Raw genomic sequence first — 26,164 nt, 5'->3', positions numbered from 1 at the left:
TTAATCTAAAGGGTACCATGGCGAATGCTTGCGGCGTCGATTTCGGAACGTCAAACTCAACAGTAGGCTGGGTCCGCCCCGGTCAGTCGTCTCTGCTCGCCCTCGAGGATGGCAAGGCAACCTTGCCCTCGGTGGTGTTTTTCAACGCCGAGGACGAGGAGGTCAGCTATGGCCGCGCGGCCCTGGCAGGCTATCTTGCCGGCTATGAAGGGCGCTTGATGCGCTCGCTCAAAAGCTTGCTCGGAACCAGCCTGATCGACGGCCAGACCGAAGTCGGCGGACGCGCATTGCCGTTCCGCATGCTGATGTCGCACTTCATCGGCGAGGTCAAGCGGCGCGCCGAACGCGAAGCGGGGCGCACCTTCACCTCGGCCGTGTTCGGCCGTCCGGTGTTCTTCATCGACGACAGTGCTGCCGCCGACCGCCTGGCCGAGGATACTCTGGCCGAAGTGGCGCGTTCGGTCGGCTTCGAGCACGTGGCCTTCCAGTACGAGCCGATCGCGGCCGCCTTCGACTACGAGTCGCAGATCCGGCGCGAGGAACTGGTGCTGATCGCCGACATCGGCGGCGGCACCTCGGACTTTTCGCTGGTGCGCCTGTCGCCCGAACGGGCCCTGAAGGCCGAGCGGCGCGACGACATCCTGGCCACCGGCGGCGTGCACATCGGCGGTACCGACTTCGATAAATACCTGAGCCTGGCTTCGGTGATGCCGCTGCTCGGTTACCAGACCCTGTTGAACAACAATAGCGCGATTCCGTCGAGCTATTTCTTCAACCTGGCGACCTGGCACACCATCAACCTGGCCTACACCAAGAAGGCGGCGGCGCAACTGGCCGACGTGGCGCGCGACGCCCGCGAGCCGGACAAGCTGGGCCGCCTGCAGCGCCTGATCGAAGAGCGTTCCGGCCACTGGCTGGCGATGCAGGTGGAAGAAGGCAAGATCGCGCTGTCGGACGCGGCCAGCTATACGCTCGCGCTCGACCGCCTGTCGCCGCCGGTCGACCTGCTGCTCCAACGCAGCGAGTTCGACGACGCCATCAGCCACCTGGTCGGCAATATCGACCAGACCGTGCTGAAGCTGTTGCTTGATGCCGGCGTCTCGCCGGACGCGGTCGACACGGTATTCTTCACCGGCGGCTCGAGCGGCGTGCGCATGCTGCGCGAACGCATCGGCGCGCTGGTGCCGAATGCGCGCAAGGTCGAAGGCGACCTGTTCGGCAGTATCGGCGCCGGGCTCGCGCTCGACGCCGTGCGCAAGTTCGGTTAAGGAGGCGCATCGTGTTCGAGAAACCGATCGTCATGCTCGATTTCGAGACCACGGGTTTGTCGCCGGCCTACGGCGACCGCATTACCGAAGTGGCGGCCTTGCGCATCGTCGACGGCCGCGTGAGCGAGCGTTTTGTGTCCCTGGTCAATTGCGGCGCGGTCATTCCGCCCTTCATTTCGGCGCTGACCGGCATTTCGCAGGCCATGGTCGACAGCGCGCCGCCGGTCGAGCGGGTGCTGCCGCAGTTGTTGGAATTCATCGGCAGCGATGCCCTGTCGGCCCACAACGCCAGCTTCGACGAAAAGTTCCTGCACGCCGAGGCCGAGCGGCTGGGCATGGTGCCGGGGCATCAGGGCCTGGTGTGTTCGCTCAAGCTGTCGCGCCGCGTGTTTCCGGGCTTGTCGAGCTACAAGCTGGGATTGCTGTCGGGCCAGCTCGGGATCCGCTTTCGCAGCGCCGCCCACCGGGCCGAGGCCGACGCCGAAGTGGCGGCCGACCTGCTGATCCACATCGCCCGGCATCTGGGGCGGACCTACGGCTTCGGTTCGGTCGCGCCCCAGTTGCTGGTGTCGATGAACAAGCTGAGCGCGGCCAAGGTGCCCGCCTGGCTGCGCCAGCTGGCGGACGCGGCACAGTTGGCAGAAATTCCGCCACAAAGCGCCTGATCGCTTTACAATATTGGCACCATGACCCGCCAGCTCTTCACTCGCATCGTATTGTCGCTTCTGCTGCTGATGTCGCATCAGATGGCGACGTCGCACATGATGTCGCACTGGAGCCTGGCGCCGCAGGCAACGTCGCACCAGGACAGCAGTGCGCTTGCGCGCGCGGTGGCCCAGGACCAGAGCTGCGACCAGTGCCTGGCCTTCGCCCAGCTGGCCGGGCCGCTGGCCAGCCATGCGCACGGCTTTGCCTTTACCGATCCCGGCACCACGCCGCTGGCGGCCATCACGCCCCAGACGGCCCGCGCGCGCTCCCTGCGCGCGTTCGAACCACGCGCTCCACCTCAGGCCTGACAGCCGGTTTCTGTTTTTCGTTTCCGTTTAGTTTGCGTTGCGCCACGCCGTTCGCGGTTGGCGCGCGCCTGTCTGTCAATGTTTGTTTGCCCGAGGTTTTCGCATGAATGTCCAACGTACGCTGCTTGCCAGCGCGATCCTGTCCGCCCTGTCCACCCTGAACTATGCCAACGCGCAAGTCGCGACCGCCGCCGCTGGCGCCGCCGCCGACCCGGTCGTGCCCAAGGTGATCGTCACTGCCAATCCATTCGGAAAGTCCGAAGGCGACCAGATCCTTACCCCCGCCAAGATCTTGTCGGGCGACGAATTGCGCGACAAGCTCGGCGGCTCGCTGGGCGAAACGCTGTCGAACGAACTCGGCGTGTCGGCCTCCGGTTTCGGCGCCGGCGCCTCGCGCCCGATCATCCGCGGCCTGGAAGGCTCGCGCGTCAAGATGCTGGAAAACGGCATGGCCGTGGCCGACGTGTCCGGCCTGTCGAACGACCACGCGGTCTCGGCCGACGGCGCGGTGGCGCGCCAGATCGAAATCCTGCGCGGCCCGGCCGCCTTGCTGTATGGCTCGGGCGCCATCGGCGGCCTGGTCAACGTGGTCAACGAACGCATCCCGACCGCGCTCGAAGACAAGCCGGCCGGCCAGCTGGAAACCCGCTACGGCACGGTCGACAAGGGCCGCAGCGCCTCCGGTTCGCTCGATGGCGCGGTCGGCAATATCGGCCTGCATATCGACGGCAGCATCCGCCGCTCGGACGACTACAAGATTCCCGACAGCCGCGTGCTGAACGATCCGTCGTCCGCATCTAGCCGCCTGCCGCAATCGTTCACGCGCCAGGATACGCTGGGCGCCGGCGCCTCGCTGATCGGCGACTGGGGCCACGCCGGCGTGTCGGTGTCGTCGCTGAACAACCGCTACGGCATCCCGACCCTGGAAGGCTCGCGGATCGACCAGTCGCAGATGCGCTACGATCTCGATACCTTGTTGAACAAGCCGTTCACCGGCGTCGAGACCATCAAGTTCAAGTTCGGCTACACCGATTACGAGCATGCCGAACTCGACGACGAGAACAAGGCGGAAGTCGTGTTCGCCAACCGCGCCCTCGAAACCCGCGCCGAGCTGACCCATGCGCCGCTGGCCGGCTGGCATGGCACGGTCGGCGTGCAGACCGAGAACGCCCACTTCAGCGCGCTCAGCGGCGAAGGCGGCCCGGACACGGTGCCGGTCACGCACTCGACCTCGAACGCGCTGTTCGTGGTCGAGGAGCGCGACGTCGGCCCGCTGCGCGTGAACGCCGGTGCGCGCCTGGAATCGGTCAAGCGCAAGCCGCTCGGCAACGTCGAGCGCAAGTTCGACCTCGGTTCCTACTCGGCCGGCGCCCTGTGGCCGTTCACGCCGGGCTACAGCATGGGCGCGACGGTCTCGGTGGCGCAGCGCGCGCCGGCCACCGAAGAGCTGTACTCGGGCGGCCCGCACGACGCCACCCAGACCTTTGATATCGGCAATGCCGACTTCAAGAAGGAAACCTCGCGCAATATCGAACTGTCGCTGCAAAAGGTCAGCGGCCTGGTGCGCTGGAAGGCGAACGTGTTCCAGAACAAGGTCAAGGACTTCATCTACGGCAATATCAACGGCAATCTGGTCGATGAAGAAGGCAATCCGGGCGAGGAGCTGTTGCAGCGCATCTACCAGCAGGCCGACGCCAGCATCCGCGGCGCCGAAGCCGAAGTGACCTACAACCAGCACGGCGAAGGCCTGTCCCTGCGCGGCTTTGCCGACACTTCGCGCGGCAAGCTCGATCACGGCGGCAGTCTGCCGCTGCAGCCGGCCACCCGCATCGGCTTTGACGCCGGCTACCGCAGCGGCCCGTTGCGCGCCGGCCTGTCGCTGATGCGCGCCCAGACCCAGGACCGGCTCGCCAGTTTCGAACAGAACGCGACCCCGGGCTACACCCAGCTCAGCGCCAACGTGGCGTACACCCAGCGCATGGGCACGCTGGACCTGACCTGGTTCATGATCGCGCGCAATCTTTTGAACGAGGATATCCGCCTGTCGACGTCGGTACTTAAAGACGTTTCGCCACTGCCCGGCCGAAATTTCCTGTTCGGCGTTCGCACCAAGTTTTAAGCAAGCGCAAGCATAAATTTGTTTCAGGCCGAAACCAAACCCCGCTGAGAGCGATCTCAGCGGGGTTTTTTCATGCCCCCTTAACGTGACAACCTGCTATGACGCTTGTGCCCAGTCAAACTCCGGCACTCTTGTTCTATTAAAATTTTAGCAATACTTCTCAGGTCGCTTGTTGCCTGTTGCCGCCCAATATTTCTGTAGTTTCAACGGCCTTGGCGCCGAAGGATGAAGCATGGACCGCCAGAATACTATTCGCGAGAACTATCAAACCTACATGTGGTTCCGTCAGGCTGCGGAACGCGGCGATGCGTACGCCCAGTTCAACCTGGGGCTGATGTACAAGAAAGACGGCGAATACGGGCGCGCGGTCGGCTGGCTGCGCAAGGCTGCCCAGCAGGGACTGGCGTTCGCCCAGAACCACCTCGGCTCCATGTATTACCACGGGCGCGGGGTTCCCAAGAACGATACCGAGGCCGCCGCCTGGTTCCGTCAGGCGGCCGAGCAGGGCGACGCCTCGGCCCAGCAAAACCTGGGGCTGATGTTCCGCAAGGGGCGCGGCGTGGGGCAATGCCACGAGCAGGCCATGACCTGGTTCTGCCGCGCCGCCGAACAGGGCGTGGGCAGCGCCCAGAACCTGCTGGCCGAATGCTATCTGTCGGGGCAGGGCGCGCCGGTCAATTATCCGCTGGCCATGGCCTGGTTCCGCAAGGCGGCGATGCAGAGCGACGCCACGGCCCAGCTCAACCTCGGCTTGATGTACAAGCACGGCCAGGGCGTCGAGAGCGACGACGAACAGGCGCTGTGCTGGTTCCGCCAGGCCGCCGCGCAGGGCAACGCCATGGCCCAGCGCCAGCTGGGCGTGGCCTATGCCGACGGGCTCGGCGTGCGCGCCGACCCCTTGCGCGCCGTCGCCTGGCTGCAGCGCGCCGCCGAGCAGGGCGACAAGGACGCCCAGTTCAGCCTGGGCGTGATGCTGGCCAACGGCCAGGGCATCGAGCGCGACGAACCGCGCGCGCTGCAGTGGTACGCGCGCGCCGCCGAACAGCGCCACGTGCTGGCCCAGTACAACCTGGGCAGCATGTACGCGAACGGGCGCGGCACTCCGCGCGACGAGGTCCGCGCGCTCGAATGGTACCGCCGCGCGGCCGAGCAGGGCGCGGCCATCGCCCAGTTCAACCTCGGCGTCATCTACGCCGGCGGCCAGGGTGTGCCGCGCGACGATGTCCAGGCCGTTTACTGGTACCGCAGCGCCGCCGAGCAGGGCGACGCCAGCGCCCAGAACAACCTCGGCGTCATGTACGCCAACGGCCAGGGCGTACCGCAGGACGACGCCATGGCCGTCTGCTGGTACCGCCAGGCCGCCGAGCAGGGCCATGCGCTGGCCCAGTACAACCTGGGCGGCATGTACAACAGCGGGCGCGGGGTCGAGCGCGACGCCGTGCGCTCCTACATGTGGATGCTGCTGGCGGCCGAGGCCGGCGACGAGACGGCCAACGCCAACAAGAGCATCGTGGCGCGCCGCCTCACCCCGGCCCAGATCGGCGCGGCGGTCGACCAGTCGCAGCAGTGGCGCCTGGCCCACGCCGGATCGCGCAAGGAACCGGGCGTCATGCACTAGCCGGAGCATGGCGGCGCCCGGCGTGGCGCCGCGTCTGTTCATTTTGTCAACGCCGCGCCGTCCGCATGTGCTCCCACGCGCCCCAACCCGGTTGAAAGTTCTGTTCGGAACTTTCTTCCAGACGCTACAATAGGTCAGCCAACAGGCCGCACCTGCCTCGCCCACCGGGCGGGATTATCGTCCACCCTGGAATCGCGCCCATGAACACCTTTTTCTGTCCGATCACCCTGGCCGTCCTGTCGCTGGCCGCGCTGTCGCCGGGCAGCGCCGCCGCCGGCGCCGCCGCCATCGCGGTGCAGGTCAATGACAGCAGCGGCAAGCCGCTGGCCGACGTGGTCGTGAGCGCCGCGCCGGACGGCAACGCGGCCGTGCCGCACACCATGAAAGCGGCCGAGATCGAACAGCGCGGCCTCAAGTTCCTGCCGCTGGTGAGCGTGATCCAGACCGGCAGCAAGATCTCGTTCCCCAACTTCGACAAGGTCAAGCACCACATCTATTCCTTCTCGCCAGCCAAGAAATTCGACCAGAAACTGTACTCCGGCGTGGCGGCCGCGCCACAGGTATTCGACAAGGCCGGCACCGTTGTACTGGGCTGCAATATCCACGATGGCATGGTGGCCTACATCAAAGTGGTCGACACCCCGTTCTTCGCCAAGACCGATGCCGCCGGCGTGGCCCGCATCGACCTGCCGGCAGCCGGTAAATACACGCTCTCGAGCTGGCATTTCAACATGGCCGGCGGCGCCGCCGGGCAGAGCGTGGCGGTCAAGGGCGAGGGCGCGACCGCCGCCAGCGTCACACTGGCCATGAAAGCGCCGGCAGCGGACGCCAGTGCGCCTTAGCCGCATGAAGTTGCGTTTCAACAGCCTCGAAGGGCGCATCGTCGGCCTGTTCCTGGTGCTGATCGTGGCCGTGCAGGCAATCGGCCTGTTCGTGATCGAGCACGGCATCAACGTCAACGCCCGTTCCAGCATCGCGACCGAACTGATCAACGGCGAGAAAGTCTTCCGCAAGCTGATGGAGCAGAACGCCCAGAAGCAGCGCTTCTCGGCCCAGGTGCTGGCGCGCGACACCGCCTTTGTGCAGGCCATCGGCAACGGCGACGAGGACGACCGCGCCACCGTCGCCTCGGCGCTCGCCAACAGCGGACGCCGCGCGCGCGCCGACATGACCATGCTGATCGACGGCGAACGCCGGGTCACGGTCGAAACCGGGATCGTCAAGAACGGCTCGCTGGAAACGCTGGTGCTGGGCCTGCTCGCCCGCGCCGAGCGGAGCGACGGCGTCAGCGCGGTCGCCATCGTCGACCAGCGCCCGGTGCAGGTGGTGGTCATGCCGGTCAAGGCGCCGATCACGATCGCCTGGGTGGTGATGGGCTTTGCGCTCGAGCGCCAGCTGGTGCTCGACATGCGCGAACTGTCGCAGCTCGACGTGGCGATCTTTACGCGCCAGCAGGACGGGCCGTTCACGCCGTTCGAATCGACCCTGCCGCCGCTGGCCATGGCGGGCGTCGCGCGCGCGCTGCAAGCGCTGCCCGACAAGCAGGCGCGCCCGTTCGACCTCGACGTCGGCGGCATCCGCTACAGTGCGCGCCTGCTGCCGCTCGGCCTCGAAGGCGGGCGCTACGCCGACGTGCTGCTGGCGCGCTCGATCGACGACGCCACCGCCGAATACACGCGCCTGCAGCGCACCCTGATGATTCTCACCGTGGTCGCCACCCTGGTCGCGTGCGGCGCGGCGGTGATCACCGCGATGCGCATCGCGCAGCCGCTGCGCCACCTGGCCGGCACCGCGCGCCGCATGGAGCGCGGCGACTACGACGGCCAGATCGACGTCGAACGCAAGGATGAAATCGGGGCGCTGGCCAAGGCCTTTGCCGGCATGCGCGAGTCGATCGCCAGGCGCGAGCACGAAATCGGCCGCCTCGCGTACTGGGACTCGCTCACCGACCTGCCCAACCGCGCCCAGTTCGTGCGCCTGCTGGGCGACGCCCTGGACGAGGCGCGCCAGCGCGAGCAGGTGGTGTTCGTGCTGATGATGGACCTGGACCGCTTCAAGCACGTCAACGACGTCATGGGCCACGCCTTCGGCGACGCCCTGCTGCAAAAAGTGGCCGAGCGCCTGCGCGCGCTGCTGGCCGAATCGCAGCCGCAGGCCCAGCTGGCGCGCCTGGGCGGCGACGAATTCGTGGTGCTGCTGCCAGCCTCCTCGATCGACCATGCGCACAAGGTGGCGGCCAGCATCCTGCGCGCGCTCGAAGCGCCGCTCTCGCTCGAAGACCAGACCGTGGACATCGGCGCCGGCCTCGGCATGGCGGCGTTTCCGATCAACGGCGCGGATCCCGAGTCGCTGCTGTCGATGGCCGAAGTGGCGATGTACGCGGCCAAGCAGCGCAACGACGGCGCGGTGGCCTACGACGCGGCCATGGACAAGTCCAGCGCCAAGAGCCTGAGCCTGCTGACGGAACTGCGCAACGCCATCGAGCGCAGCGAATTCCGCCTGCACGTGCAGCCCAAGATCCGGCTCGACACCGGCGAAGTGGTCGGGGTCGAGTCGCTGGTGCGCTGGGTCCATCCCGAACGCGGCAACGTGTTCCCGGACGAATTCATCCCGTTCGCCGAGCAGACCGGGTTCATCCGCGTGCTCACGCGCTGGGTGCTGGACCAGTCGGCCGCGCTGTGCAGCGAGCTGCAACGGCAGGGCATTTTCCTGAAAATCTCGGTCAACCTGTCGACCCGCGACCTGCTCGACCAGGACCTGCCGGCCAAGTTCAAGGACATCCTCACGCGCCACCAGCTGGCCGCCGGCTCGTTCTGCCTCGAGATCACCGAGAGCGCGATCATGGACGACCCGGTGCGCGCCCAGCAGACCCTGGAACGCCTGCATGCCATGGGCGTCGACTTGTCGATCGACGATTTCGGCACCGGCTATTCCTCGCTGGCTTACCTCAAGCGGCTGCCGGTCGACGAACTCAAGATCGACAAGTCGTTCGTGCTGAACATGGAAAACGACATCGGCGACACCAAGATCGTACGCTCGACCATCGACCTCGGTCACAACATGGGCCTTCGGGTGGTGGCCGAAGGGATCGAGAGCGAAGCGGTGTGGCGCCTGCTGGCGGCGCTGGGCTGCGACCAGGGCCAGGGCTATTTCATGAGCCGGCCGATCGCCGCCGACAAGCTGGTTGGCTGGATCGCCGGCTGGACCCCGCCGGCCAGGGCGGCGCTGCCCTACACCGAGTCGGTGGACTCGGCCTGAGTCCCGCGGGTCGCCATCACGGCCGGCGGGAAGGCCATCGCCAAGGCCCGCATTTCGCGCTATGATCTTCCCCGGCAAAGTTGCCCATATCACCAAGAGACAGAACCATGCAAATCAGACATGCAGTCCTCGTCGCCAGCCTGCTCGCCGCATTCGGCGGACAAGCCCTGGCCCAGGTCCAGACCCAGACCTGCCTGCCCGGCGCAGCGCCAACGACCTATCCGGTCACGAAAAAAGTCGAGCAGCAGGATGTGTACCACGGCACCAGCATCGCCGACCCTTACCGCTGGCTCGAAGACGCCAACAGCGCCGAGACCAAGGAGTGGGTCGATGCCCAGAACAAGGTCACCCAGGCCTACCTGGGCCAGATCGGCGAGCGCGGCGCCATCAAGGAACGCCTGACCAAGCTCTGGAACTATGAGCGCTACAGCGTGCCGTACAAGGAAAGCGGGCGCTATTTCTACAGCCGCAACAATGGCTTGCAGAACCAGTCGGTGCTCTACACCATGAAGTCGCTGAGCGACGAACCGCGCCTGCTGCTCGACCCGAATACCCTGGCCGCCGACGGCACCGTGGCGCTGGCCGGCACCGCCGTCAGCCCGGACGGCAAATACCTCGCCTACGGCACCGCCGCATCGGGCTCCGACTGGAACGAGTGGAAAGTGCGCGACATCGACACCGGCAAGGACCTGGACGACCACCTGAAATGGGTCAAGTTCTCGGGCGCTTCGTGGACCAAGGACGGCAAGGGCTTCTTCTACAGCCGCTACGACGCGCCGGAAGAATCGGCCAAGCTGGCCGGCATCAACTACTTCCAGAAGCTGTACTTCCACAAGGTCGGCACGCCGCAGAGCGAAGACACGCTGGTCTACGACCGTCCGGACGAAAAGGAATGGGGTTTCGGCGGCGAGGTCAGCAACGACGGCAAATACCTGATCATCACCGCCACCAAGGGCACCGCGCCGAAGTACCGCATCTTCTACAAGGACCTGACCAGGCAGGGTTCCAAGGTCGTGCCGCTGATCGACCAGTTCGAGGCCTCGTACAACTTCATCGACAACGACGGTCCGGTGTTCTATTTCAGCACCGACAAGAAGGCCACGCGTTCGCGCCTGATCGCCATCGACACCCGCAAGCCGGCCGAGAAAAGCTGGAAAGAGATCGTGCCCGAGACCGCGCAAACTCTGGTTGGCGCGTCGATGGTCAACAAGCAGTTCATCGTCCAGTACCTGGCCGACGCGCGCAGCATGGTCAAGATCATGGACCGCAAGGGCAAGCTGGTACGCGAGATCGCGCTGCCGGGCATCGGCTCGGCGTCCGGCTTCAACGGCAAGCCTGGCGACAGCGAGACCTTCTACTCGTTCACCGGCTTTACCAACCCGACCACCATCTACCGCCTGGATATGAAAACCGGCGCGAGCACGGTGTTCCGCAAGCCGACCGTGGACTTCGACCCGAACGCGTACGAGACGCGCCAGCAGTTCTACACCAGCCGCGATGGCACCAAGGTGCCGATGTTCATCGTCTCGAAGAAGGGCCTCAAGCTCGATGGCGGCAATCCGACTTACCTGTACGGCTACGGCGGCTTCAATGTGTCGCTGACCCCGGGCTTCTCGCCGGCCAACCTGGCATGGATGGAAATGGGCGGCGTGTACGTGGTGGCCAACCTGCGCGGCGGCGGCGAGTACGGCGAAGCGTGGCACTCGGCCGGCACCAAGCTGCAAAAGCAGAACGTGTTCGACGACTTCATCGGCGCGGCCGAGTGGCTGGTGGCGAACAAGGTGACCTCGCCGGCCAAGCTGGCGATCGGCGGCGGCAGCAATGGCGGCCTGCTGGTCGGTGCGGCCATGACGCAGCGCCCGGAACTGTTCGGCGCGGCCATTCCGCAAGTGGGCGTGCTCGACATGCTGCGCTTCCATAAGTTCACCATCGGCTGGGCGTGGATCTCGGATTACGGCTCGTCCGAAAACGCCGACGAATTCAAGGCGCTGGTGAAGTACTCGCCGCTGCATAACCTGAAGGCGGGTGCGTGCTATCCGGCGACCATGATCACCACGGCCGACCATGACGACCGCGTGGTGCCGGCGCACAGCTTCAAGTTCGCGGCGGCGGCCCAGGCGGCGCAGGCGGGCGCTGCGCCGATCCTGATCCGCATCGATGTCAAGGCGGGCCATGGCGCCGGTAAACCGACCACCAAGCAGATCGAGGAAGTGGCCGATCGCTGGGGCTTCCTGAGCCGCGCCCTGCGCATGAACGAGCCGGCCAAGGTGGCGGCGCAGTAAAGCTGGCTGTCGTCCCCTCGCCGTGCCGGCATGGGCGAGGGGACGGCTTTCTTTCATGCGCGGTTCCGATTTGACTGGCTGCGGCGCAACGTGTTTTCAGACCTGGCCATCGCGATTGGCTGGCGAGATCGAGATGGCGCCGCCTTTCCTGTTCAAAAATTGCGCTTGATCGTATTGGTCCTGAACGAGCCGCTGAGCCCTTCCACGCTGACCAGGGCATACACCTCATCCTGGCCCCAGTCTTCGTTCAGCTGGCCGGCGGACACGGTGTTCGACAGCGAAAAGCTGCCATCGACCCCCACCCGTTCGATGCCGGTGCCGCCAATGCTGAAAAGCGTGTCATCGAACCACTCGTCGTCGCCGCGAATCCGCGCACCGACTTTCTTGTTGACCGAGTTGAAAAATCCGTCCCCGTTGACGACCACCAGATAATTGCCTGGCTGGTTTTCTGCTGGGGTAATGAAAAGTTTGACTTCCATGATGGTTCTCCTGGTGCCGGCCCCGGGTGGGCAGGCTTCCAGTATTTGGGATCGAAAAAGAGCGGCTTGAACGAAAAGCAAGCCTGCTGAGCGCTGCCTTTACGCCGGGTCAATGTCTGTGAACGGAAGACCCGGGCAGGGCGGGTCGCGATGCAAAGTATCGGCAGGCGCTACTCGGCATCCCGTCCGGCGGTGCTTTCGGTCAAATTTTCCGCCATTGCCGCCGCGCACGTCACAGTGCGATCCTTTCCACCGCAAAGGACCGTCATGCAACTCTCCCTCGTCCGACCCAACGTCGCCCTGTACCTGGCCGTCATCCTGACCGCCGCCATGCTGCTGGCCGGTCCCATCCTGCAACCGGCCGGCTACCACGCCTTTGCCGACGAGCGCGCGCTGTCCGGCCTGGCCAACGCCGCCGACGTGCTGTCGAACCTCGGTTTCCTGCTCATCGGCCTGTATGGCCTGCTGCACGTGCGCCCAGCGCGCCCCGCCCATATCATGTTCTTCGCCGCGATCCTGATGACCGCCTTCGGCTCGTCCTGGTATCACCTGGCGCCGGACGACACGCGCCTGATCTGGGACCGGCTGCCGATCGCGCTGGCCTGCGTCTCGCTGCTGGCCGCCGCGCTGCACGATGCTTTTCCGGCCCGCTTTGCGCCGCTACCGACCCTGGCCACGCTGTGCGCGCTGGGCGTGGCCAGCGTCTTCTGGTGGTCCGCCAGCGGCAACCTCGGTCCCTATCTGCTGCTGCAACTGGCGCCGCTGGTGCTGATCCCGGTGCTGCAATGGCAGACCGGCGCGCCGCTGGCGCAGCGGCGCGCCTTCGGCATCGCGATCGGCCTGTATGTCCTCGCGAAGCTGTGCGAACTGGCCGACGGCGCCATTCTCGGCGCCATTCATGCCATCAGCGGCCACACCCTCAAGCACATGTTTGCCACTCTGGCCGCGCTGGTGCTGGCGCGGATGATCGCCAGGATGCGCTGAGCGCGGTCCCGGCCCGTCCCGGCCACATGCATTTCATGCAAGCGATTCTGCGCTGTGTCGCAAGCCGGTTCCGCTGCCACTGCGTCAGGAATACGCTGCCCGAACCTGACCCGGCCGGGCAGGGCGACCCTATCGCGTTGAGGAACTTTATGCACCGCCTGCTTGCCATCATGTCCGCTGTTGCCGCCGTCTGCCACGCGCCGGCGTCCGCCGCCGAATCGCCGCCGTTCGCGCCGGGCGCGCACAAGCTGCAGCGCAGCCAGCCGAACGAGCTGATGGTGCTCGGTACACCGCACCTGCGCCAGTTGCCGGCATCGTTCGATCCAGCTACGCTGAGTCTGCTGACCGAGCGCCTGGCGCAGTGGCGGCCGCAGGCGGTCGCCATCGAGGCGCTGTCCGGACCGCAGTGCGCGTTCATGCGCAGCTATCCGCAGCGTTACGCCGATTCGATCACGTCGTATTGTTGGGATCCGGCGGCGGCGAAGGCGGCCACGGGCTGGATGTGCCGGAGGCGACTGCGCAGGCCGAGCGTCTGCTGGCCGCCTGGCCGGCCGCGCCAGGCCCGGCGCAGCGCCGCAAGCTGGCGTCGCTGTTGCTGGCGGGCGGCGAACCAGCGTCGGCATTGGTGCAATGGCTGCGTTTGCCCGGCGACGAGCGGCGCGCCGGCGACGGCCTGGACGAGAATCTGGTGACGATCCTGACTGGCCTGATGCAGCGCCCCGACGAGCATTACCGCATCGCGGCCGTGCTGGCGGCCCGCCGCGGGCACGAGCGGGTCCATCCAGTGGACGACCACACGGCCGATTCTCCCGACGCCGATCCGAAAGCCGCCGGCGCCGCCATCGCGAAGGCCTGGGACAACCGCTACACGGCGGCGCGCATGCGACGGGCCAATGCGCTCGAAAGCCGGCTCGATACGCCGGCCGGCGCGCTGTCCATGTATCGCGCGTACAACGCCCCCGGCGCGGCCTTGGAGACCTTCCGCAGCGACTTCGGCGCGGCGCTCGAAGAACCCTCGCCGCAGCGCTTCGGGCGTGGCTATGTTGCCTATTGGGAAACGCGCAATCTGCGGATGGCGTCCAACATCCGCGGGGTGATGAGCGCGCGGCCCGGCATGCGCGTGCTGGTGGTGGTCGGCGCGGCGCACAAGGCCTATCTGGAGGCCTGCCTCGGCCAGATGCATGACGTGCGCATCGTCGCGACCGACCGGGTACTGCGTTAGTTGGCGGAATCGGCGCCCGTAGCCGCCTGATCAGGCACAATGCCGCACAGCGCCTTCAAGCCAATCCGGTGCCCGAAGGCGCCGAATCGCGCACAGCATCCGCAACAGGCTAGGACTCCTAGCGGTGCACCACCACCAGCAAGGCCTTCGCCTCGGTCTTGCCGGCATTGCGGATCACGTGGTTCTGGTCGGCCGGATAGCGCGCCGTGCCGCCCAGCTTGATTTTCTTCTTGTCGTTGCCCACTTCCAGTTCCATGCTGCCGTGCAGCACCGTCATGTGTTCGCAGGTGCCCGGGTCGTGCGCCTGCGACGCCAGTTCGCCGCCCGGCGCCAGCGTCAGTTCATACCACTCGTACTTTCCAGCAAGATCCATCGGCCCCAGGATGCGCAGCACGTAGCCGGCGTGGGCGCCGGGCAGGGTCGGGGTTTCGTGGGCGTCCACCACGCGGATGGTCTCCACCGGGCGGGTATCGACCGACAGCAGCTCGCCGATGGGCAAGCCCAGAGCGTTGGCAAGACGCCACGTGATCGCGATCGTGGGGTTTGCCTTCTCCCTTTCGATTTGCGATAACATCGATTTGGAGACGCCGGCGATGCGCGACAAGTCCTCCAGGGTCAGGCCGCGCGCCAGCCGCAAACGTTGCAGTGTGGCGCCTACTTCGGGTGGAGAATTCGTCGATCCAGGTGATTTCATGGGGTTTCGGCAATGTAGTCAAGCAAAAAATTTACATAAATATAACTAAGCCGAGGGTTGCCAAGTGCACTCGGCTTGGATAGTATCCATTATATTGAATCTTTGTTCGACATAACGGAATTTTGCGGCGCAGGTGAAGTCGAACGCTCCGGAACACGGTACAGCATAGTTTAACCGTCGGTCAAGCCGGCAACTACATGACGAGGAATAATGATGAGCGACCAAGCGAAAAGTGCGTTTTTCAGTGGCCTGCAGCACAAGCTGGACACGTTGCGCGAACAGGGCCTGTACAAGCCGGAACGCGTGCTGGCCTCGCGCCAGGGCGCCGAAGTGGTGGCCGACGACGGCCGCACCCTGATTAACATGTGCGCCAACAATTACCTCGGCCTGTCGGGCGACCTGCAAACCCAGCAGGCGTCGATCGAGGCCACCGAAAAGTACGGCTACGGCTTGTCCTCCGTGCGCTTCATCTGCGGCACCCAGACGGTGCACAAGGAACTCGAAAAAGCGCTTTCCGCCTTCCTCGGAACCGAAGACACGATCCTGTACGCGGCCGCGTTCGACGCCAACGGCGGCGTGTTCGAGCCGCTCTTCGACGAGAACGACGCCATCATCTCGGACGCGCTCAATCACGCCTCGATCATCGACGGCATCCGCCTGTGCAAGGCCGGCCGCTATCGCTACCAGCACAACGACATGGCCGACCTCGAAGTGCAGCTGCAGGCGGCCATTGCCGCCGGCAAGCGCCACAAGGTCATCGTCACCGACGGCGTGTTCTCGATGGACGGCACCATCGCCCAACTGGACAAGATCTGCGACCTGGCCGACCAGTACGGCGCGCTGGTGATGATCGACGAATGCCACGCATCGGGCTTCATGGGCAAGACCGGGCGCGGCACGCACGAACACCACAATGTCATGGGCCGCATCGACATCATCACCGGCACCCTGGGCAAGGCGCTGGGCGGCGCGATGGGCGGCTTCACCGCCGCGCGCAAGGAAGTGATCGACACGCTGCGCCAGAAATCGCGTCCCTACCTGTTCTCGAACACGCTGGCGCCATCGATTGCCGGCGCCTCGCTGTCGGTGCTGGCACGTATTTCGAAGTCGACCGAACTGCGCGACCGCCTGCACGAGAACACCGCTTACTTCCGCAAGGAGATCGAGCGCATCGGATTCACCATCAAGCCGGGCACGCACCCGGTAGTGCCGGTGATGCTGTTCGAAGCGCCCGTGGCGCAGCGCTTCGCGGCGCGCATGTACGAACTGGGCGTGCTCCTGAGCGGCTTCTTTTACCCGGTGGTGCCGATGGGGCAGGCGCGGGTGAGGGTGCAGCTGTCGGCCGCGCACACCCGCGAACAGCTCGACACGGTCCTCGCGGCATTCGAACAGGCCGGGCGCGAGCTGGGCATTCTCAAGATTTAAGCACACTCATACAAGAACACTAATACGGAAGTCAAGCACATGGAACGCATTCTCATCATCGGCGCGAACGGCCAGATTGGCAGTGAACTGGTCGGCGCGCTGGCGCAGCAGCACGGTGCCGGCAACGTCATCGCCTCGGACATCGGCGCGGCCAACGTCTACAAGGCGGCGCGCTATACCCAGCTCGACGTGCTCGATAAAGCCCGCCTCGCGGCCCTGGTGGCCGACCAAGGCATCACCCAGGTGTACCAGCTGGCGGCGCTGCTGTCGGCCACCGGCGAACAGGCCCCGCTCAAGGCCTGGACCCTGAACATGGACGGCCTGCTGAACATCCTCGAAGTGGCGCGCGAACGCGGCGAAGCGGGCAAACCGCTGCGCGTGTTCTGGCCGTCGTCGATCGCCGCCTTCGGCCCGAACACGCCGCCGCAAAATACGCCGCAGTACACGGTGATGGACCCGACCACCATCTACGGCATCAGCAAACTGGCCGGCGAGCGCCTGTGCGAGTACTACTTCACCAAATACGGCGTGGACGTGCGCAGCATCCGCTATCCCGGCATCATCAGCTACAAGTCGCCTCCGGGCGGCGGCACCACCGACTACGCGATCGCGATCTTCCACGCGGCCCTGCGCGGCGAACGCTACGAATGCTTCCTCGGCCCCGAGACCACGCTGCCGATGATCTACATGCCCGACGCGATCCGCGCCACGATCGAATTGATGGACGCCCCGGCCGCCAGCATCGCCGTGCGTTCGGCCTACAATGTGGCCGGCCTGTCGTTCAATCCAAGCGAGCTGGCGACAGCGATCCGGCGCGCCATGCCGGCCTTCGAGATCGGCTACAAACCCGACAGCCGCCAGGCGATTGCCGCCAGCTGGCCGCACAGCCTGGACGACAGCAGCGCCAGCGCCGACTGGGGCTGGAAGGCGCAGATCGGGCTCCATCAACTGGTGGCCGACATGCTCGCCAATATCGACGTCAGCCTCACCAAGGCTGCCTGAGTCGTTTTACCCACACCGATAAAAACACCTAAGAGGCACCTGATGGACATGAGCGTATTCGACCTATTCAAAATCGGCATCGGGCCGTCGAGTTCCCACACCGTGGGGCCGATGGTGGCGGCGCGGCGCTTTCTGGTCGAATGCGGTCCGCTGAACCGGGCGGTGGGCGTCGAGGCGGCGCTGTATGGCTCGCTGGCGCTGACCGGCGTGGGCCACGCCACCGACAAGGCAGTCATCCTCGGCCTGATGGGCGAAACGCCGCAGGGCGTCGATCCCGAGCGGGTCGACGACATGCTGGCCGAAGTCGAACTCGATGGCGTGATCAAGCTGCTCGGCACCCACGCAGTGCCGTTTTCGGCGCGCACCGGCCTGATCTGGCACAAGAGTTCATCGCTGCCCGAGCACCCGAACGGCATGCGCTTCACGCTCAAGCTCGACGACGGCAGCGTCATCGAGCGGATTTTCTACTCGGTCGGCGGCGGCTTCATTCACGCCGCCGGCGAATCGCAGGCGCGCCAGAGCAATGGCGAGAGCAGCGCGCCGATTCCTTACAGCTTCGCCACGATGGACCAGCTGCTGGCGCACGGCCGCGCGAGCGGCCTGTCGATCCCGCACATGCTGCGCGCGAACGAATGCGCGCGCATGGATGGCGCGCAGCTCGACGCCGGCATCGACAAAATCTGGAAGGTGATGCGCGACTGTATCGCCCATGGCCTGGTCACCGCCGGCCAGCTGCCCGGAGGCCTGAACGTCAAGCGCCGCGCGGCCAATCTGTGGAAGCAGTCGGAAGACGCCAGGAACGGCGACAACCGCGCCAACGACCTGCCGCACGACGCGGTGCACCAGGTCAGCCTGTACGCGATGGCCGTCAACGAAGAAAACGCTGCCGGCGGACGCGTGGTGACGGCGCCGACCAACGGCGCGGCCGGCATCATCCCGGCGGTGCTGCGCTACTACGCCGAAGACTGCCGTCCGAGCGACCCGGTGCGCGGGGTGCGCGACTTCATGCTGACCTCGGCCGCGATCGGCATGCTGTGCAAGAAGAACGCCTCGATCTCGGGCGCCGAAATCGGCTGCCAGGGCGAAGTCGGCGTGGCCTGCGCCATGGCCGCGGCCGGGCTGGTGGCGGCGCTGGGCGGCACCAATGAACAGATCGAAAACGCGGCCGAAATCGGCATCGAACATCACCTCGGCATGACGTGCGACCCGATTGGCGGGCTGGTGCAGATTCCGTGCATCGAGCGAAACGGCATGGGCGCGATCAAGGCGATCACCGCCGCCTCGCTGGCCCTGAAAGGCGACGGCACCCACTTCGTCAGCCTGGACGACGTGATCGAAACCATGCGCCAGACCGGCGCCGACATGCAGGACAAGTACAAGGAAACCTCGCTCGGCGGGCTGGCGATTCATGTGGTGACGGTCAACCACGCGGCTTGCTAAGGGGCGAAACATGAGCGAATCGTTCGACGCGCTGTCGGCATCGACCGGGATAGCCTTGCCGGCCACCCTGCGCCATCTGATCGACAGCGGCGCGGCCAGCTACGACGATCCGGAGCGCACCGCGATGGCTGCGCTGTATGATGTCGAATGGCTGTCCGCCGGGCAAGCGCAGCAGGTGATCGATCGGTGGCTCAATCCGGCCAGGCAGAACGGCAACCTGTTCCTGCCGTTCGCGCGGTCGGGCGCGGGCGACGCCTACTGCGTCGTGCGACTGCGCAGCGGAGAGGAGGGCGTGTGCATGGTGTGGCACGATCGCCCAGTGTCGCATCTGCGTTACGCCAGCTTCGACCGGTTCGTCGCGGCCGAATATGTGACCGTGTTTGCCGACCTCGCGCTGATCGACGACGACGACGGCGATCCGGTGGCATTTCTGCGCGCCGACGTGGCAAGGGTGGCCGGGTCGCTCGATCCGTCGCTGCTAGCTGTGCTGGACGACTGCCTCGACAAGCCGGCGGCCGAACACCCGTATCGCCAGGGGACGAAAGGACGTGTTGAGATGGTGACGGCGCTCATCGGCCAGGACGAGGAAGCGGCGCTGCAAGCCAGGCTGGGCATTGCCGACCCGCTTGCGTTCGATGTCAGGGCGCGCTGGGAATCGTAGCAGGTTTATTCTCCCCTATTCTGCTTCGCGGACGCGATGTTCACAGGCCGGCAATGTATTGTCCCGGGAACCGGACTTGGTCTAGTGGTCGGAGATCGGTTGATCAGGTTTCCATTCAATGTAGATCTTGCATACCCATTAGCAATGTTAAAATTGTCATCGTGATCACTTTCCTTCGAGAGTGCGTCAACGCTAAAACGTGATGTCAAGGGGATTTTATGTCATATGAACAGTGGCAGCAGGGAATTGTGAACGGCGCTGGCAAGCCGGAATGGAATATACACGACTGCGACATCCGGGTCGCCGTCAATGAATATAACCGTCACCTGGCGGCAACACCCGGCTATTCAGCTTTGGACTGGTTGTATATCAAGTGCATGCTATGGACTGAAACGGGTGCGGGATCGTCTGAATGGAAAATCAAACCCTTGCAGATCGGCGTGCCTGGCGATGCGGGCATGATGGCGCTATTGGGGAATCATGAAGGCGGCGATTTGATCATGCCCCCGGCATATCGGTCGGGTACCAGCAGCGGCATGATCCGCACGAACGCGACGCATAATATTCGGGCTGGCATTGGTTATCTGTTGATGCGCTTGGCGAAATATGCATTCCAAAGTATCCGCGAACCGGGATCGCGGGTCGAGGAAGTCAAGGTCGATAGCGGCGATACACTGGAGCGGATTGCCAGCAAAAACAAAAGCACGGTGGAGGTCTTGCGCGAGTTGAATCCGCGCGCGAACGTGCTGCATAAGGGTGATGTCATCAAGTTTCAGAAAGCGAAGATGGCCAAGGTCATTACGGGCTGGCGCCCCATTAACCACAGCAATATCGCTCGCTTGTATAACGGTGGCGGTGATGAAATGTATGTAAGGAAACTCGATTTCGTGATGCCGCATGTGCGTAAAGCAGGGAGCGCAATATGCGAAGCAGAATAGTAGCGGTACTTGTTTGCTCGTCACTCGTATTGTCGGGCCATGCCGTGGCAGACAGCCCACCACCTGTCCCTGCAATTGAGCAATGCAATCAGTTTTCGCAGTTCGATATCCGCGAGTGCCTGAAGAAACTGGCGACCGACAGCGCAGCGGCGCTCAAGCAGGCCGAAGCCAGGGCGGCGGCCGCGATTGCCAGTTGGGATGAAAGCGATACCTACATCAAGGATGCCGGCGCCAAGCTGCGCGCCGCGAACGCCTCGTTCGTGCGCGACCGCCAGGTCCAGTGCGCCTTCGCTTCCTCGCTGATCGGCGGCGGCGCCGGCAATTCGCATGAGATCAAACGCCTGGCCTGTGTGGCCGACATGAATGCCCGGCGTACATTCCAACTCGACCGCGATACCGGCAAATTGGTGCCTAAATAGCGCTCAAAGGCTTGCCTTCGCAGCCATCATACCGGCTCCGGAATCGAAGCTCGGTGTTACCGGGTTCCGGATTGCCCCCAGCGACGCGTCGCGGCCGACTGTCGTCAAAGTTGCGGCCATGCCGGGGCGTCCCTTCGCCCGGGGCATGATCTCGACGATCGATCGATCGGGATGAGGCGCGCGTCGGTCGCTAGCGCCTTAGGCCTGTTGCAGCAGGTCCAGCGTATGGCGCGCGATCATCAGCTCTTCGTTGGCCGGCACCACCCACACGCCCACCTTGCTGTGCGGCGCGCTGATGCAGGCGACATCGCGCGGATTGGCGGCGTTGGCGGCCGCATCGAGCGTCACGCCGAGCCAGGCGGCGTCGCGGCACACGGCGGCGCGCACGGCCACGCTGTTTTCGCCGATGCCGCCGGAGAAAACCAGTGCATCGAGTCCGCCCAGCGACGCCGCCAGCGAACCGAGTTCGCGCCCGATCCGGTACACCAGCAGGTCGATCGCCAGGCGCGCAGCCGGCGCCTCGCTCTGTTCCAGCACGCGCATGTCGGACGAGATGCCGGACACGCCCAGCAGCCCCGATTGCTGATACAGCAGCTTTTGCACGGCCGCGACATCCCATCCCAGTTCGTCGATCAGGTACAGCACCACGCCCGGGTCGAGCGTGCCGCAGCGCGTGCCCATCGGCAGGCCGTCGACAGCGGTGAAACCCATGGTGCTGGCCATGCTGCGTCCTGCGGCCATGGCGCACATGCTGGCGCCGTTGCCCAAGTGCGCAGCGACGACCTTGGCGCCGCCCAGGCGCGCGTCCGCCTGCGGCAGGCGGCTGGCAATGTATTCGTACGACAGTCCATGAAAGCCGTAGCGCCGGATACCCAGCTCGGTCATGGCGGCCGGCAGCGCGAAGGCCTGCGCCAGCGCCGGCTGGGCGGTGTGGAAGGCGGTGTCGAAGCAGCCGGTTTGCGGCACGCCCGGCGCCATGGCCATCATGGCGCGCACCGCCGCCAGGTTGTGCGGCAGATGCAGCGGCGCCAGCGGCACCAAGGCGTCGAGCGCGGCGAGCACAGTCTGGTCGAGCGCCTGCGGCCCGCTGTAGTGCATGCCGCCGTGGACGATGCGATGGCCGACGGCGGTAATCCGGTGGCCGTCCAGGTGCTGCTCCACGAAGTCGATCAAATGGCGCATGCCCGCCGCATGGTCCAGCGGCGCATCGGCCCAGCTGCGTTCAGCCAGGGTGGCGCCGCCGGCGTCGCGCGCGATGAACCGGGTAGGGCCGCTGTACAGATTGTCGATGCTGCCTTTGAGCAGCAGTTCCAGCGCGGCGCCCTTGAACAGGGTGAACTTGATGCTCGACGAGCCGGCGTTGATGACGACGATGCAGTCGTTCGGCGCCGCCATCACAGGCCCAGGGTCTTCACGCCGGTCAGGCGGCTTTGCGCCACCAGCACCGCCACCGCGCACGAGGCCAGGCGCGCCTCCAGCGAATCGGCGCGGCTGGTCAGCACCAGCGGCACGCGCGCGCCGAGCACGATGCCGGCCGCCGCCGCATTGGCCATGAAACTGAGGCTCTTGGCCAGCATGTTGCCCGCTTCAAGGTCGGGTGCGACCAGGATATTCGCGCGCCCGGCCACCGGCGAGACCAGGTCCTTGATCGCCGCCGCTTCCGGGTCGATGGCGTTGTCCATGGCCAGCGGGCCGTCCACCAGGGCGCCGGTGATCTGGCCGCGGTCGGCCATCTTGCACAGGGCGGCGGCGTCGATGGTCGACGGCATCTTGGCGTTCACAGTTTCCACCGCCGCCAGGATCGCCACGCGCACTTCAGGGAACTTCAAAATGTGCGCCAGGTCGATCGCGTTCTGCACGATGTCGACCTTGTCGGACAAGGTGGGAATGATGTTGACGGCGGCATCGGTGATGATCAAGGGCTCGTCGCGGCCCGGCACGTCCATGACGAAGCAGTGGCTCAGGCGGCGCGCGGTGCGCAGGCCGGTATCGGCGGCCACCACGGCGCCCATCAATTCGTCGGTATGCAGGCTGCCCTTCATCAGGATGGCGGCGCTGCCGTCGCGCACCAGCTCGACGGCGCGCCTGGCCGATGCATGGCTGTGCTCGGTATCGTGGAGCGGCAGTGCGGAGATGTCGAGGTCGGCTTCGGCGGCGGCGCGTTCGATGCGCGCGCGCGGGCCGACCAGGATCGGCGTGATCAGGCCGAGGCGCACGGCATGCAGCGCCGCTTCGAGGGCGTGCCGGTCGCAAGGGTGCGCCAGCGCCACGGTAACGGGTCCCGCCGCGCGCGCCAGGTCGATCAAACGGTCAAAGTACGGATGTGGCACGGATGTGACGGTCATGGTTTCTCCCTGATTGAGCGGGCGATGATAGCAGCAAAACATGACTGGCCCGGTCCGTCTTGCCAGTCGCTGCCCGGTGATTGCGTTCGATCTTGCGGGCGATGGCGCCTGCGGCGGCAAACTGGCGCAATAGGGCGCAATAAGGCGGCGTGCGAGGCGCCATTCCGCAGCATGGGACGAGAATGCCGTGCTTGAGTACCCAAGCGACCGCCGAAACGCGTTGCTGATCAAAGAGGCGTGCAACTCGTACGCGTCAATGGTGCAGCTGCGCACCATCGTTAAGACCGCGATCGAGGCTGGGCGCATCACTGCGGCCAGCCTGCCGGAGGACTTCGCCGGCATGATGGCCGCCTTGACAGAAATGGGTACGCCGCCAGCCGTGCCGGGCCCGTATCCGGAGCGCATGCGCGTGTACTCCATGACGATCGCCGGGAGTCGTGTAAGCACCCAGGATGTCAACACCCACGAGACGCGCCAGGACTGGTTCGACGGGCAGCTGTCGGAGGGACGCGATCACTACTATCTCGATATCGGGGCGAACGGCGATCTGATTGATGCCGGCCTGGCCAACACTGGCGACGAATTCCTAAAAGAAAATGGGCCATCGAGCGATGAGGGCGAGGAATCAAGCCTCACGAGGGCGCCGATCAATATTTCTGCAATCACAAAAGCCATGCTCGCCAAAGCGAGCGAGCAGCCTGATCTAGACGTGGCATTGAGGCCGCTCATGAAGGCGGCCGGCATCTTGCACGGCGATGTGGCCGGTATGGTGTTTGCGGGTCCGAATGGTGAACGGTGGCCGACTGCCACGTCGGCGCATCGGCTTGAAATGCTGGCCGAGTGGATGCATACCGAGCACTGCATGGCGGACTTATCGAGGGACCACGCTCTGCAGGACGAAGAGCCGGACCCTTCGGTGGGCAAACCCGAGGTCGAATTCAGGGATCAGGAGTTAATCGTTACCCTGCGTCAGGAGTTGGAAACCCACGACCTGCATGTGAGCGTAAAAAATGCTGATGGCGGCAAGCCGAGGTACTTGCCCAGTGAGCCACTTCGTTTCACGGTCTTCCGCGAAAGCAAGGAACTGGGGACATTCGATATGGCTGACCAGGAGGCAATTTGCTTGTGGTTTAAAGAAACTGTCGGGTACGACCCCCGCGACGAACCCGGCTTCGGCGACCCGCTTCTGCTGGTAGAAGCTGCCGCGCAACACATGATGTACTGCTTATGGGACAAGGTATGACAACGAAAGAAGGCGGCGTGGTCGAAGCGCCGAGGAAAAAGGTGGGCCCAAAGTTCAAGCTGCAAGGCGGACAGCGCAAGCAAGTTTTCCTGGACGACGCCAGCGTGGCGGAAGCCAAGCGCCTCGGCAAGGGTGAAGTTAGCGCGGGAATCCGGATCGCGCTGCAGCATACCGCTGAGTCGGGTTTCAAACAGCCATCAGTAGGTGGCCGAACCTTCCGCGCAGCCTACTGGACCGATGGGCAATCTGATGTGTGCCTGACAACCGAGGAGCACAGCGAATTACCCGAGCATGAGTTGCTCATGGAGGCGGCCCGCCAAGCACGGGATAGTGGTTTGGTGATCGGCGCCGGCCAGATAATGATTGGCGACTACAGGATTAAGTAAGCGGGGAGTGTAAAAGCGAAGCAAGCAGAGCCGGGGAAACCCGGCTTTTTCTATGTGCGGTTTAACAAATGGCACAGCGATGCGTGCTTGGGATTAGCTAAAGAACTGCGGCGTTAAATGAGGATGGCTTGAGGCAATATATCATGTTGGATTTTGAACATTGATATATATCAAACTCTGATCACTTCTACCCTTCATGATTTTTCTGCCGCAATTGGCGGTGATCAATAGGAGAAATGGATGCAAAGCACTTTTACGCAAGACCGTCCTAACAGCGAGGGATTCCAAGCGTCACCGGACAGCGGGACAAACTCAACGCCAACCATCCCAGGTGACCAGAACGATGGCGGCGGGGCGACGGACATCATTGGCATGGGCGCGGCTTTAGGGGGAGGGTACGGCGCACACCTTGTGATGAAAGCCGGACCCTTAGCAGGGGGGGCAGCTATTGCCACTTTGGGTGCGGGAGCTGCCGGCATCACTGCCGCTGGGGTGTTGGGATGGAAGGCCGGCACTCTGATTGGCGAAATCCCAGCCGTAAAAGCACACGTCGATTTCATGACAAGCATATTTTTAGGCTCTGCGGAGCTACCAGAGGGCCTGGAAAGATTTTACAAGATGGGGGACTACCCGGAAGGGGGGTGGAAGTTTGAAGCCGGCCCGCAATCCACACCGAAAGAGGTGTGGTGGTATGTACCAGAAATGGGGGATCGCGTGGCTGGAAACGGCGATACTGCGTATCGTGACCCTGGTGACGCATTTGCAAATGCCGGCATCGACTATGCGGGTGAAGGCGGCGGCGGAAGCATAATCGCTGTCTTGGGCATCTACTCCGACGCAACGCTCGCGCCGTTCACCTTCTTACCATAACCCATGAAGGAATATACCTGGAAATTTTGGCGTGATGTGGCTGTGATCTGTACCGTGGTGCTGATCGTATCTTGCGCTTTTTGGCTCTTGCTGCATACGTACTACCGTGACCGGATGCCGACGGTTGTTCAAGACTGGGCACCAGTGTTTACATTTGTCGTCACCACCTGGTTCTTTATCGCGCATCGCCGAAAAAATCCTCCGCAGGAATAGGTCGGGCACGCGGAAAAGGCAAACAAGTCTTCCTGGGTTATGCCATCGTCGCGGAGTTTATGAGTCAAGAACGGAGGGCCGGGGAAACCCGGCTTTTCTTCGGCATTCGCTAGCACCTTGGAACACCGCGCACCTTCCAGCCAAAAGCGGTAGTCCTAGCCTGAATGTTTCATAAACTGCTACCGCAGTCCTGGTCCGGCGATGTATGAGCTCCTTGGTGACAATCACGGTGTCGCGGGCAATAGTCGCCCTACCCGATCGATCGGGATATCAAATGTTGCG

24 protein-coding genes are annotated in these 26,164 nt (G+C 64.5%); 20 read left to right on the top strand and 4 right to left on the bottom strand.

The genetic code is table 11. The features are described from left to right. Positions 1 to 17: 17 nt before the first annotated feature. The 8 genes from F2P45_RS29625 to F2P45_RS29590 all read left to right on the top strand — a co-directional run bounded on the left by F2P45_RS29625 (position 18) and on the right by F2P45_RS29590 (position 11,561). Positions 18 to 1,268 (top strand): Hsp70 family protein, encoded by a 1,251-nt coding sequence (locus F2P45_RS29625; RefSeq protein ID WP_166881812.1) that lies wholly within the window; start codon positions 18 to 20, stop codon positions 1,266 to 1,268. A gap of 11 nt (positions 1,269 to 1,279) precedes the next feature. Continuing rightward, a complete protein-coding gene (locus F2P45_RS29620; protein WP_166881811.1) occupies positions 1,280 to 1,933 on the top strand; it encodes a 3'-5' exonuclease in 654 nt (217 codons plus the stop codon). A gap of 21 nt (positions 1,934 to 1,954) precedes the next feature. Beyond that, positions 1,955 to 2,284, top strand: a complete 330-nt coding sequence (locus tag F2P45_RS29615; RefSeq protein WP_166881810.1) for a hypothetical protein — start codon at positions 1,955 to 1,957, stop codon at positions 2,282 to 2,284. A gap of 103 nt (positions 2,285 to 2,387) precedes the next feature. Continuing rightward, positions 2,388 to 4,403 carry a TonB-dependent receptor gene (locus F2P45_RS29610; RefSeq protein WP_166881809.1) on the top strand — a complete coding sequence of 672 codons (2,016 nt, stop codon included), beginning with the start codon at positions 2,388 to 2,390 and terminating at the stop codon, positions 4,401 to 4,403. 232 nt (positions 4,404 to 4,635) lie between these two features. Beyond that, the gene (locus F2P45_RS37075) at positions 4,636 to 6,021 is read left to right on the top strand and encodes a tetratricopeptide repeat protein (protein ID WP_166881808.1); all 1,386 of its coding nucleotides are present in this window, start codon (positions 4,636 to 4,638) and stop codon (positions 6,019 to 6,021) included. A gap of 200 nt (positions 6,022 to 6,221) precedes the next feature. Continuing rightward, entirely contained in the window at positions 6,222 to 6,863 is a 642-nt protein-coding gene (locus F2P45_RS29600) for a methylamine utilization protein (RefSeq protein WP_166881807.1), read from the top strand. Positions 6,864 to 6,867: 4 nt separating this feature from the next. Beyond that, the gene (locus F2P45_RS29595) at positions 6,868 to 9,279 is read left to right on the top strand and encodes a putative bifunctional diguanylate cyclase/phosphodiesterase (protein ID WP_166881806.1); all 2,412 of its coding nucleotides are present in this window, start codon (positions 6,868 to 6,870) and stop codon (positions 9,277 to 9,279) included. Between the two features lie 107 nt (positions 9,280 to 9,386). Then, positions 9,387 to 11,561, top strand: coding sequence for a prolyl oligopeptidase family serine peptidase (locus F2P45_RS29590; protein ID WP_187367248.1), 2,175 nt, complete (start codon positions 9,387 to 9,389; stop codon positions 11,559 to 11,561). 152 nt (positions 11,562 to 11,713) lie between these two features. On the opposite strand, the gene F2P45_RS29585 is transcribed toward F2P45_RS29590, so the two are convergent. Next, positions 11,714 to 12,040: a hypothetical protein gene (locus F2P45_RS29585; RefSeq protein ID WP_166881805.1), complete on the bottom strand. Its 327-nt coding sequence runs from the start codon at positions 12,038 to 12,040 to the stop codon at positions 11,714 to 11,716. 267 nt (positions 12,041 to 12,307) lie between these two features. Between F2P45_RS29585 and F2P45_RS29580 the strand changes: the two genes are divergently transcribed. Continuing rightward, a complete protein-coding gene (locus F2P45_RS29580; protein ID WP_166881804.1) occupies positions 12,308 to 13,024 on the top strand; it encodes a hypothetical protein in 717 nt (238 codons plus the stop codon). 460 nt (positions 13,025 to 13,484) lie between these two features. Beyond that, positions 13,485 to 14,246: a DUF5694 domain-containing protein gene (locus F2P45_RS29575; RefSeq protein WP_229505379.1), complete on the top strand. Its 762-nt coding sequence runs from the start codon at positions 13,485 to 13,487 to the stop codon at positions 14,244 to 14,246. Between the two features lie 118 nt (positions 14,247 to 14,364). Here the strand turns inward: F2P45_RS29575 and F2P45_RS29570 are convergent, their stop codons facing one another. Further along, complete coding sequence (locus F2P45_RS29570; protein ID WP_166881803.1) at positions 14,365 to 14,940, bottom strand: helix-turn-helix domain-containing protein; 576 nt, start codon at positions 14,938 to 14,940, stop codon at positions 14,365 to 14,367. A 213-nt stretch (positions 14,941 to 15,153) separates the two neighbouring features. Between F2P45_RS29570 and kbl the strand changes: the two genes are divergently transcribed. From kbl to F2P45_RS29540, 6 genes are all read left to right on the top strand, one after another. Next, positions 15,154 to 16,365, top strand: coding sequence for a glycine C-acetyltransferase (kbl, locus tag F2P45_RS29565; protein WP_166881802.1), 1,212 nt, complete (start codon positions 15,154 to 15,156; stop codon positions 16,363 to 16,365). 39 nt (positions 16,366 to 16,404) lie between these two features. Further along, positions 16,405 to 17,367: an NAD-dependent epimerase/dehydratase family protein gene (locus F2P45_RS29560; RefSeq protein ID WP_166881801.1), complete on the top strand. Its 963-nt coding sequence runs from the start codon at positions 16,405 to 16,407 to the stop codon at positions 17,365 to 17,367. A gap of 42 nt (positions 17,368 to 17,409) precedes the next feature. Then, positions 17,410 to 18,807: an L-serine ammonia-lyase gene (locus F2P45_RS29555; RefSeq protein WP_166881800.1), complete on the top strand. Its 1,398-nt coding sequence runs from the start codon at positions 17,410 to 17,412 to the stop codon at positions 18,805 to 18,807. 10 nt (positions 18,808 to 18,817) lie between these two features. Continuing rightward, positions 18,818 to 19,468, top strand: coding sequence for an SMI1/KNR4 family protein (locus F2P45_RS29550; protein WP_166881799.1), 651 nt, complete (start codon positions 18,818 to 18,820; stop codon positions 19,466 to 19,468). A 218-nt stretch (positions 19,469 to 19,686) separates the two neighbouring features. Then, a complete protein-coding gene (locus F2P45_RS29545; RefSeq protein ID WP_166881798.1) occupies positions 19,687 to 20,406 on the top strand; it encodes a LysM peptidoglycan-binding domain-containing protein in 720 nt (239 codons plus the stop codon). Positions 20,407 to 20,450: 44 nt separating this feature from the next. Next, the gene (locus F2P45_RS29540) at positions 20,451 to 20,825 is read left to right on the top strand and encodes a lysozyme inhibitor LprI family protein (RefSeq protein WP_166881797.1); all 375 of its coding nucleotides are present in this window, start codon (positions 20,451 to 20,453) and stop codon (positions 20,823 to 20,825) included. 198 nt (positions 20,826 to 21,023) lie between these two features. Here F2P45_RS29540 and F2P45_RS29535 read toward each other — a convergent pair whose 3' ends face one another. Then, entirely contained in the window at positions 21,024 to 22,220 is a 1,197-nt protein-coding gene (locus tag F2P45_RS29535) for an acetate/propionate family kinase (RefSeq protein ID WP_166881796.1), read from the bottom strand. Beyond that, positions 22,220 to 23,170 carry a phosphate acetyltransferase gene (locus F2P45_RS29530; RefSeq protein WP_166881795.1) on the bottom strand — a complete coding sequence of 317 codons (951 nt, stop codon included), beginning with the start codon at positions 23,168 to 23,170 and terminating at the stop codon, positions 22,220 to 22,222. Before F2P45_RS29530 ends, F2P45_RS29535 begins: the two co-directional genes overlap by 1 nt. A gap of 187 nt (positions 23,171 to 23,357) precedes the next feature. On the opposite strand from F2P45_RS29530, the gene F2P45_RS29525 reads away from it, so the two are divergent. The 4 genes from F2P45_RS29525 to F2P45_RS29510 all read left to right on the top strand — a co-directional run bounded on the left by F2P45_RS29525 (position 23,358) and on the right by F2P45_RS29510 (position 25,882). Then, positions 23,358 to 24,413: a hypothetical protein gene (locus F2P45_RS29525; protein ID WP_166881794.1), complete on the top strand. Its 1,056-nt coding sequence runs from the start codon at positions 23,358 to 23,360 to the stop codon at positions 24,411 to 24,413. Next, positions 24,410 to 24,799 carry a hypothetical protein gene (locus F2P45_RS29520; protein WP_166881793.1) on the top strand — a complete coding sequence of 130 codons (390 nt, stop codon included), beginning with the start codon at positions 24,410 to 24,412 and terminating at the stop codon, positions 24,797 to 24,799. The genes F2P45_RS29525 and F2P45_RS29520 overlap by 4 nt, the downstream gene beginning before the upstream one ends. Before the next feature lie 240 nt (positions 24,800 to 25,039). Continuing rightward, a complete protein-coding gene (locus F2P45_RS29515) occupies positions 25,040 to 25,669 on the top strand; it encodes a hypothetical protein (protein ID WP_166881792.1) in 630 nt (209 codons plus the stop codon). A gap of 3 nt (positions 25,670 to 25,672) precedes the next feature. Further along, complete coding sequence (locus F2P45_RS29510; protein ID WP_166881791.1) at positions 25,673 to 25,882, top strand: hypothetical protein; 210 nt, start codon at positions 25,673 to 25,675, stop codon at positions 25,880 to 25,882. The last annotated feature ends 282 nt before the right edge of the window (positions 25,883 to 26,164 follow it).

Origin of the sequence: Massilia mucilaginosa, from assembly GCF_011682145.1 — a bacterium.
In the GTDB taxonomy this organism is placed as follows: Bacteria; Pseudomonadota; Gammaproteobacteria; order Burkholderiales; family Burkholderiaceae_D; genus Telluria_A; species Telluria_A mucilaginosa.
This window is presented reverse-complemented; position numbering and strand designations above follow the sequence as displayed.

What these genes read in the sequence shown, in the direction of transcription:
- F2P45_RS29625 (WP_166881812.1), top strand. Translation starts at nt 18, where the DNA reads ATGGCGAATGCTTGCGGCGTCGATTTCGGAACGTCAAACTCAACAGTA.
- F2P45_RS29615 (WP_166881810.1), top strand. Translation starts at nt 1,955, where the DNA reads ATGACCCGCCAGCTCTTCACTCGCATCGTATTGTCGCTTCTGCTGCTG.
- F2P45_RS29610 (WP_166881809.1), top strand. Translation starts at nt 2,388, where the DNA reads ATGAATGTCCAACGTACGCTGCTTGCCAGCGCGATCCTGTCCGCCCTG.
- F2P45_RS37075 (WP_166881808.1), top strand. Translation starts at nt 4,636, where the DNA reads ATGGACCGCCAGAATACTATTCGCGAGAACTATCAAACCTACATGTGG.
- F2P45_RS29600 (WP_166881807.1), top strand. Translation starts at nt 6,222, where the DNA reads ATGAACACCTTTTTCTGTCCGATCACCCTGGCCGTCCTGTCGCTGGCC.
- F2P45_RS29595 (WP_166881806.1), top strand. Translation starts at nt 6,868, where the DNA reads ATGAAGTTGCGTTTCAACAGCCTCGAAGGGCGCATCGTCGGCCTGTTC.
- F2P45_RS29590 (WP_187367248.1), top strand. Translation starts at nt 9,387, where the DNA reads ATGCAAATCAGACATGCAGTCCTCGTCGCCAGCCTGCTCGCCGCATTC.
- F2P45_RS29585 (WP_166881805.1), bottom strand. Translation starts at nt 12,040, where the DNA reads ATGGAAGTCAAACTTTTCATTACCCCAGCAGAAAACCAGCCAGGCAAT.
- F2P45_RS29580 (WP_166881804.1), top strand. Translation starts at nt 12,308, where the DNA reads ATGCAACTCTCCCTCGTCCGACCCAACGTCGCCCTGTACCTGGCCGTC.
- F2P45_RS29570 (WP_166881803.1), bottom strand. Translation starts at nt 14,940, where the DNA reads ATGAAATCACCTGGATCGACGAATTCTCCACCCGAAGTAGGCGCCACA.
- kbl (WP_166881802.1), top strand. Translation starts at nt 15,154, where the DNA reads ATGAGCGACCAAGCGAAAAGTGCGTTTTTCAGTGGCCTGCAGCACAAG.
- F2P45_RS29560 (WP_166881801.1), top strand. Translation starts at nt 16,405, where the DNA reads ATGGAACGCATTCTCATCATCGGCGCGAACGGCCAGATTGGCAGTGAA.
- F2P45_RS29555 (WP_166881800.1), top strand. Translation starts at nt 17,410, where the DNA reads ATGGACATGAGCGTATTCGACCTATTCAAAATCGGCATCGGGCCGTCG.
- F2P45_RS29550 (WP_166881799.1), top strand. Translation starts at nt 18,818, where the DNA reads ATGAGCGAATCGTTCGACGCGCTGTCGGCATCGACCGGGATAGCCTTG.
- F2P45_RS29545 (WP_166881798.1), top strand. Translation starts at nt 19,687, where the DNA reads ATGTCATATGAACAGTGGCAGCAGGGAATTGTGAACGGCGCTGGCAAG.
- F2P45_RS29535 (WP_166881796.1), bottom strand. Translation starts at nt 22,220, where the DNA reads ATGGCGGCGCCGAACGACTGCATCGTCGTCATCAACGCCGGCTCGTCG.
- F2P45_RS29530 (WP_166881795.1), bottom strand. Translation starts at nt 23,170, where the DNA reads ATGACCGTCACATCCGTGCCACATCCGTACTTTGACCGTTTGATCGAC.
- F2P45_RS29520 (WP_166881793.1), top strand. Translation starts at nt 24,410, where the DNA reads ATGACAACGAAAGAAGGCGGCGTGGTCGAAGCGCCGAGGAAAAAGGTG.
- F2P45_RS29515 (WP_166881792.1), top strand. Translation starts at nt 25,040, where the DNA reads ATGCAAAGCACTTTTACGCAAGACCGTCCTAACAGCGAGGGATTCCAA.
- F2P45_RS29510 (WP_166881791.1), top strand. Translation starts at nt 25,673, where the DNA reads ATGAAGGAATATACCTGGAAATTTTGGCGTGATGTGGCTGTGATCTGT.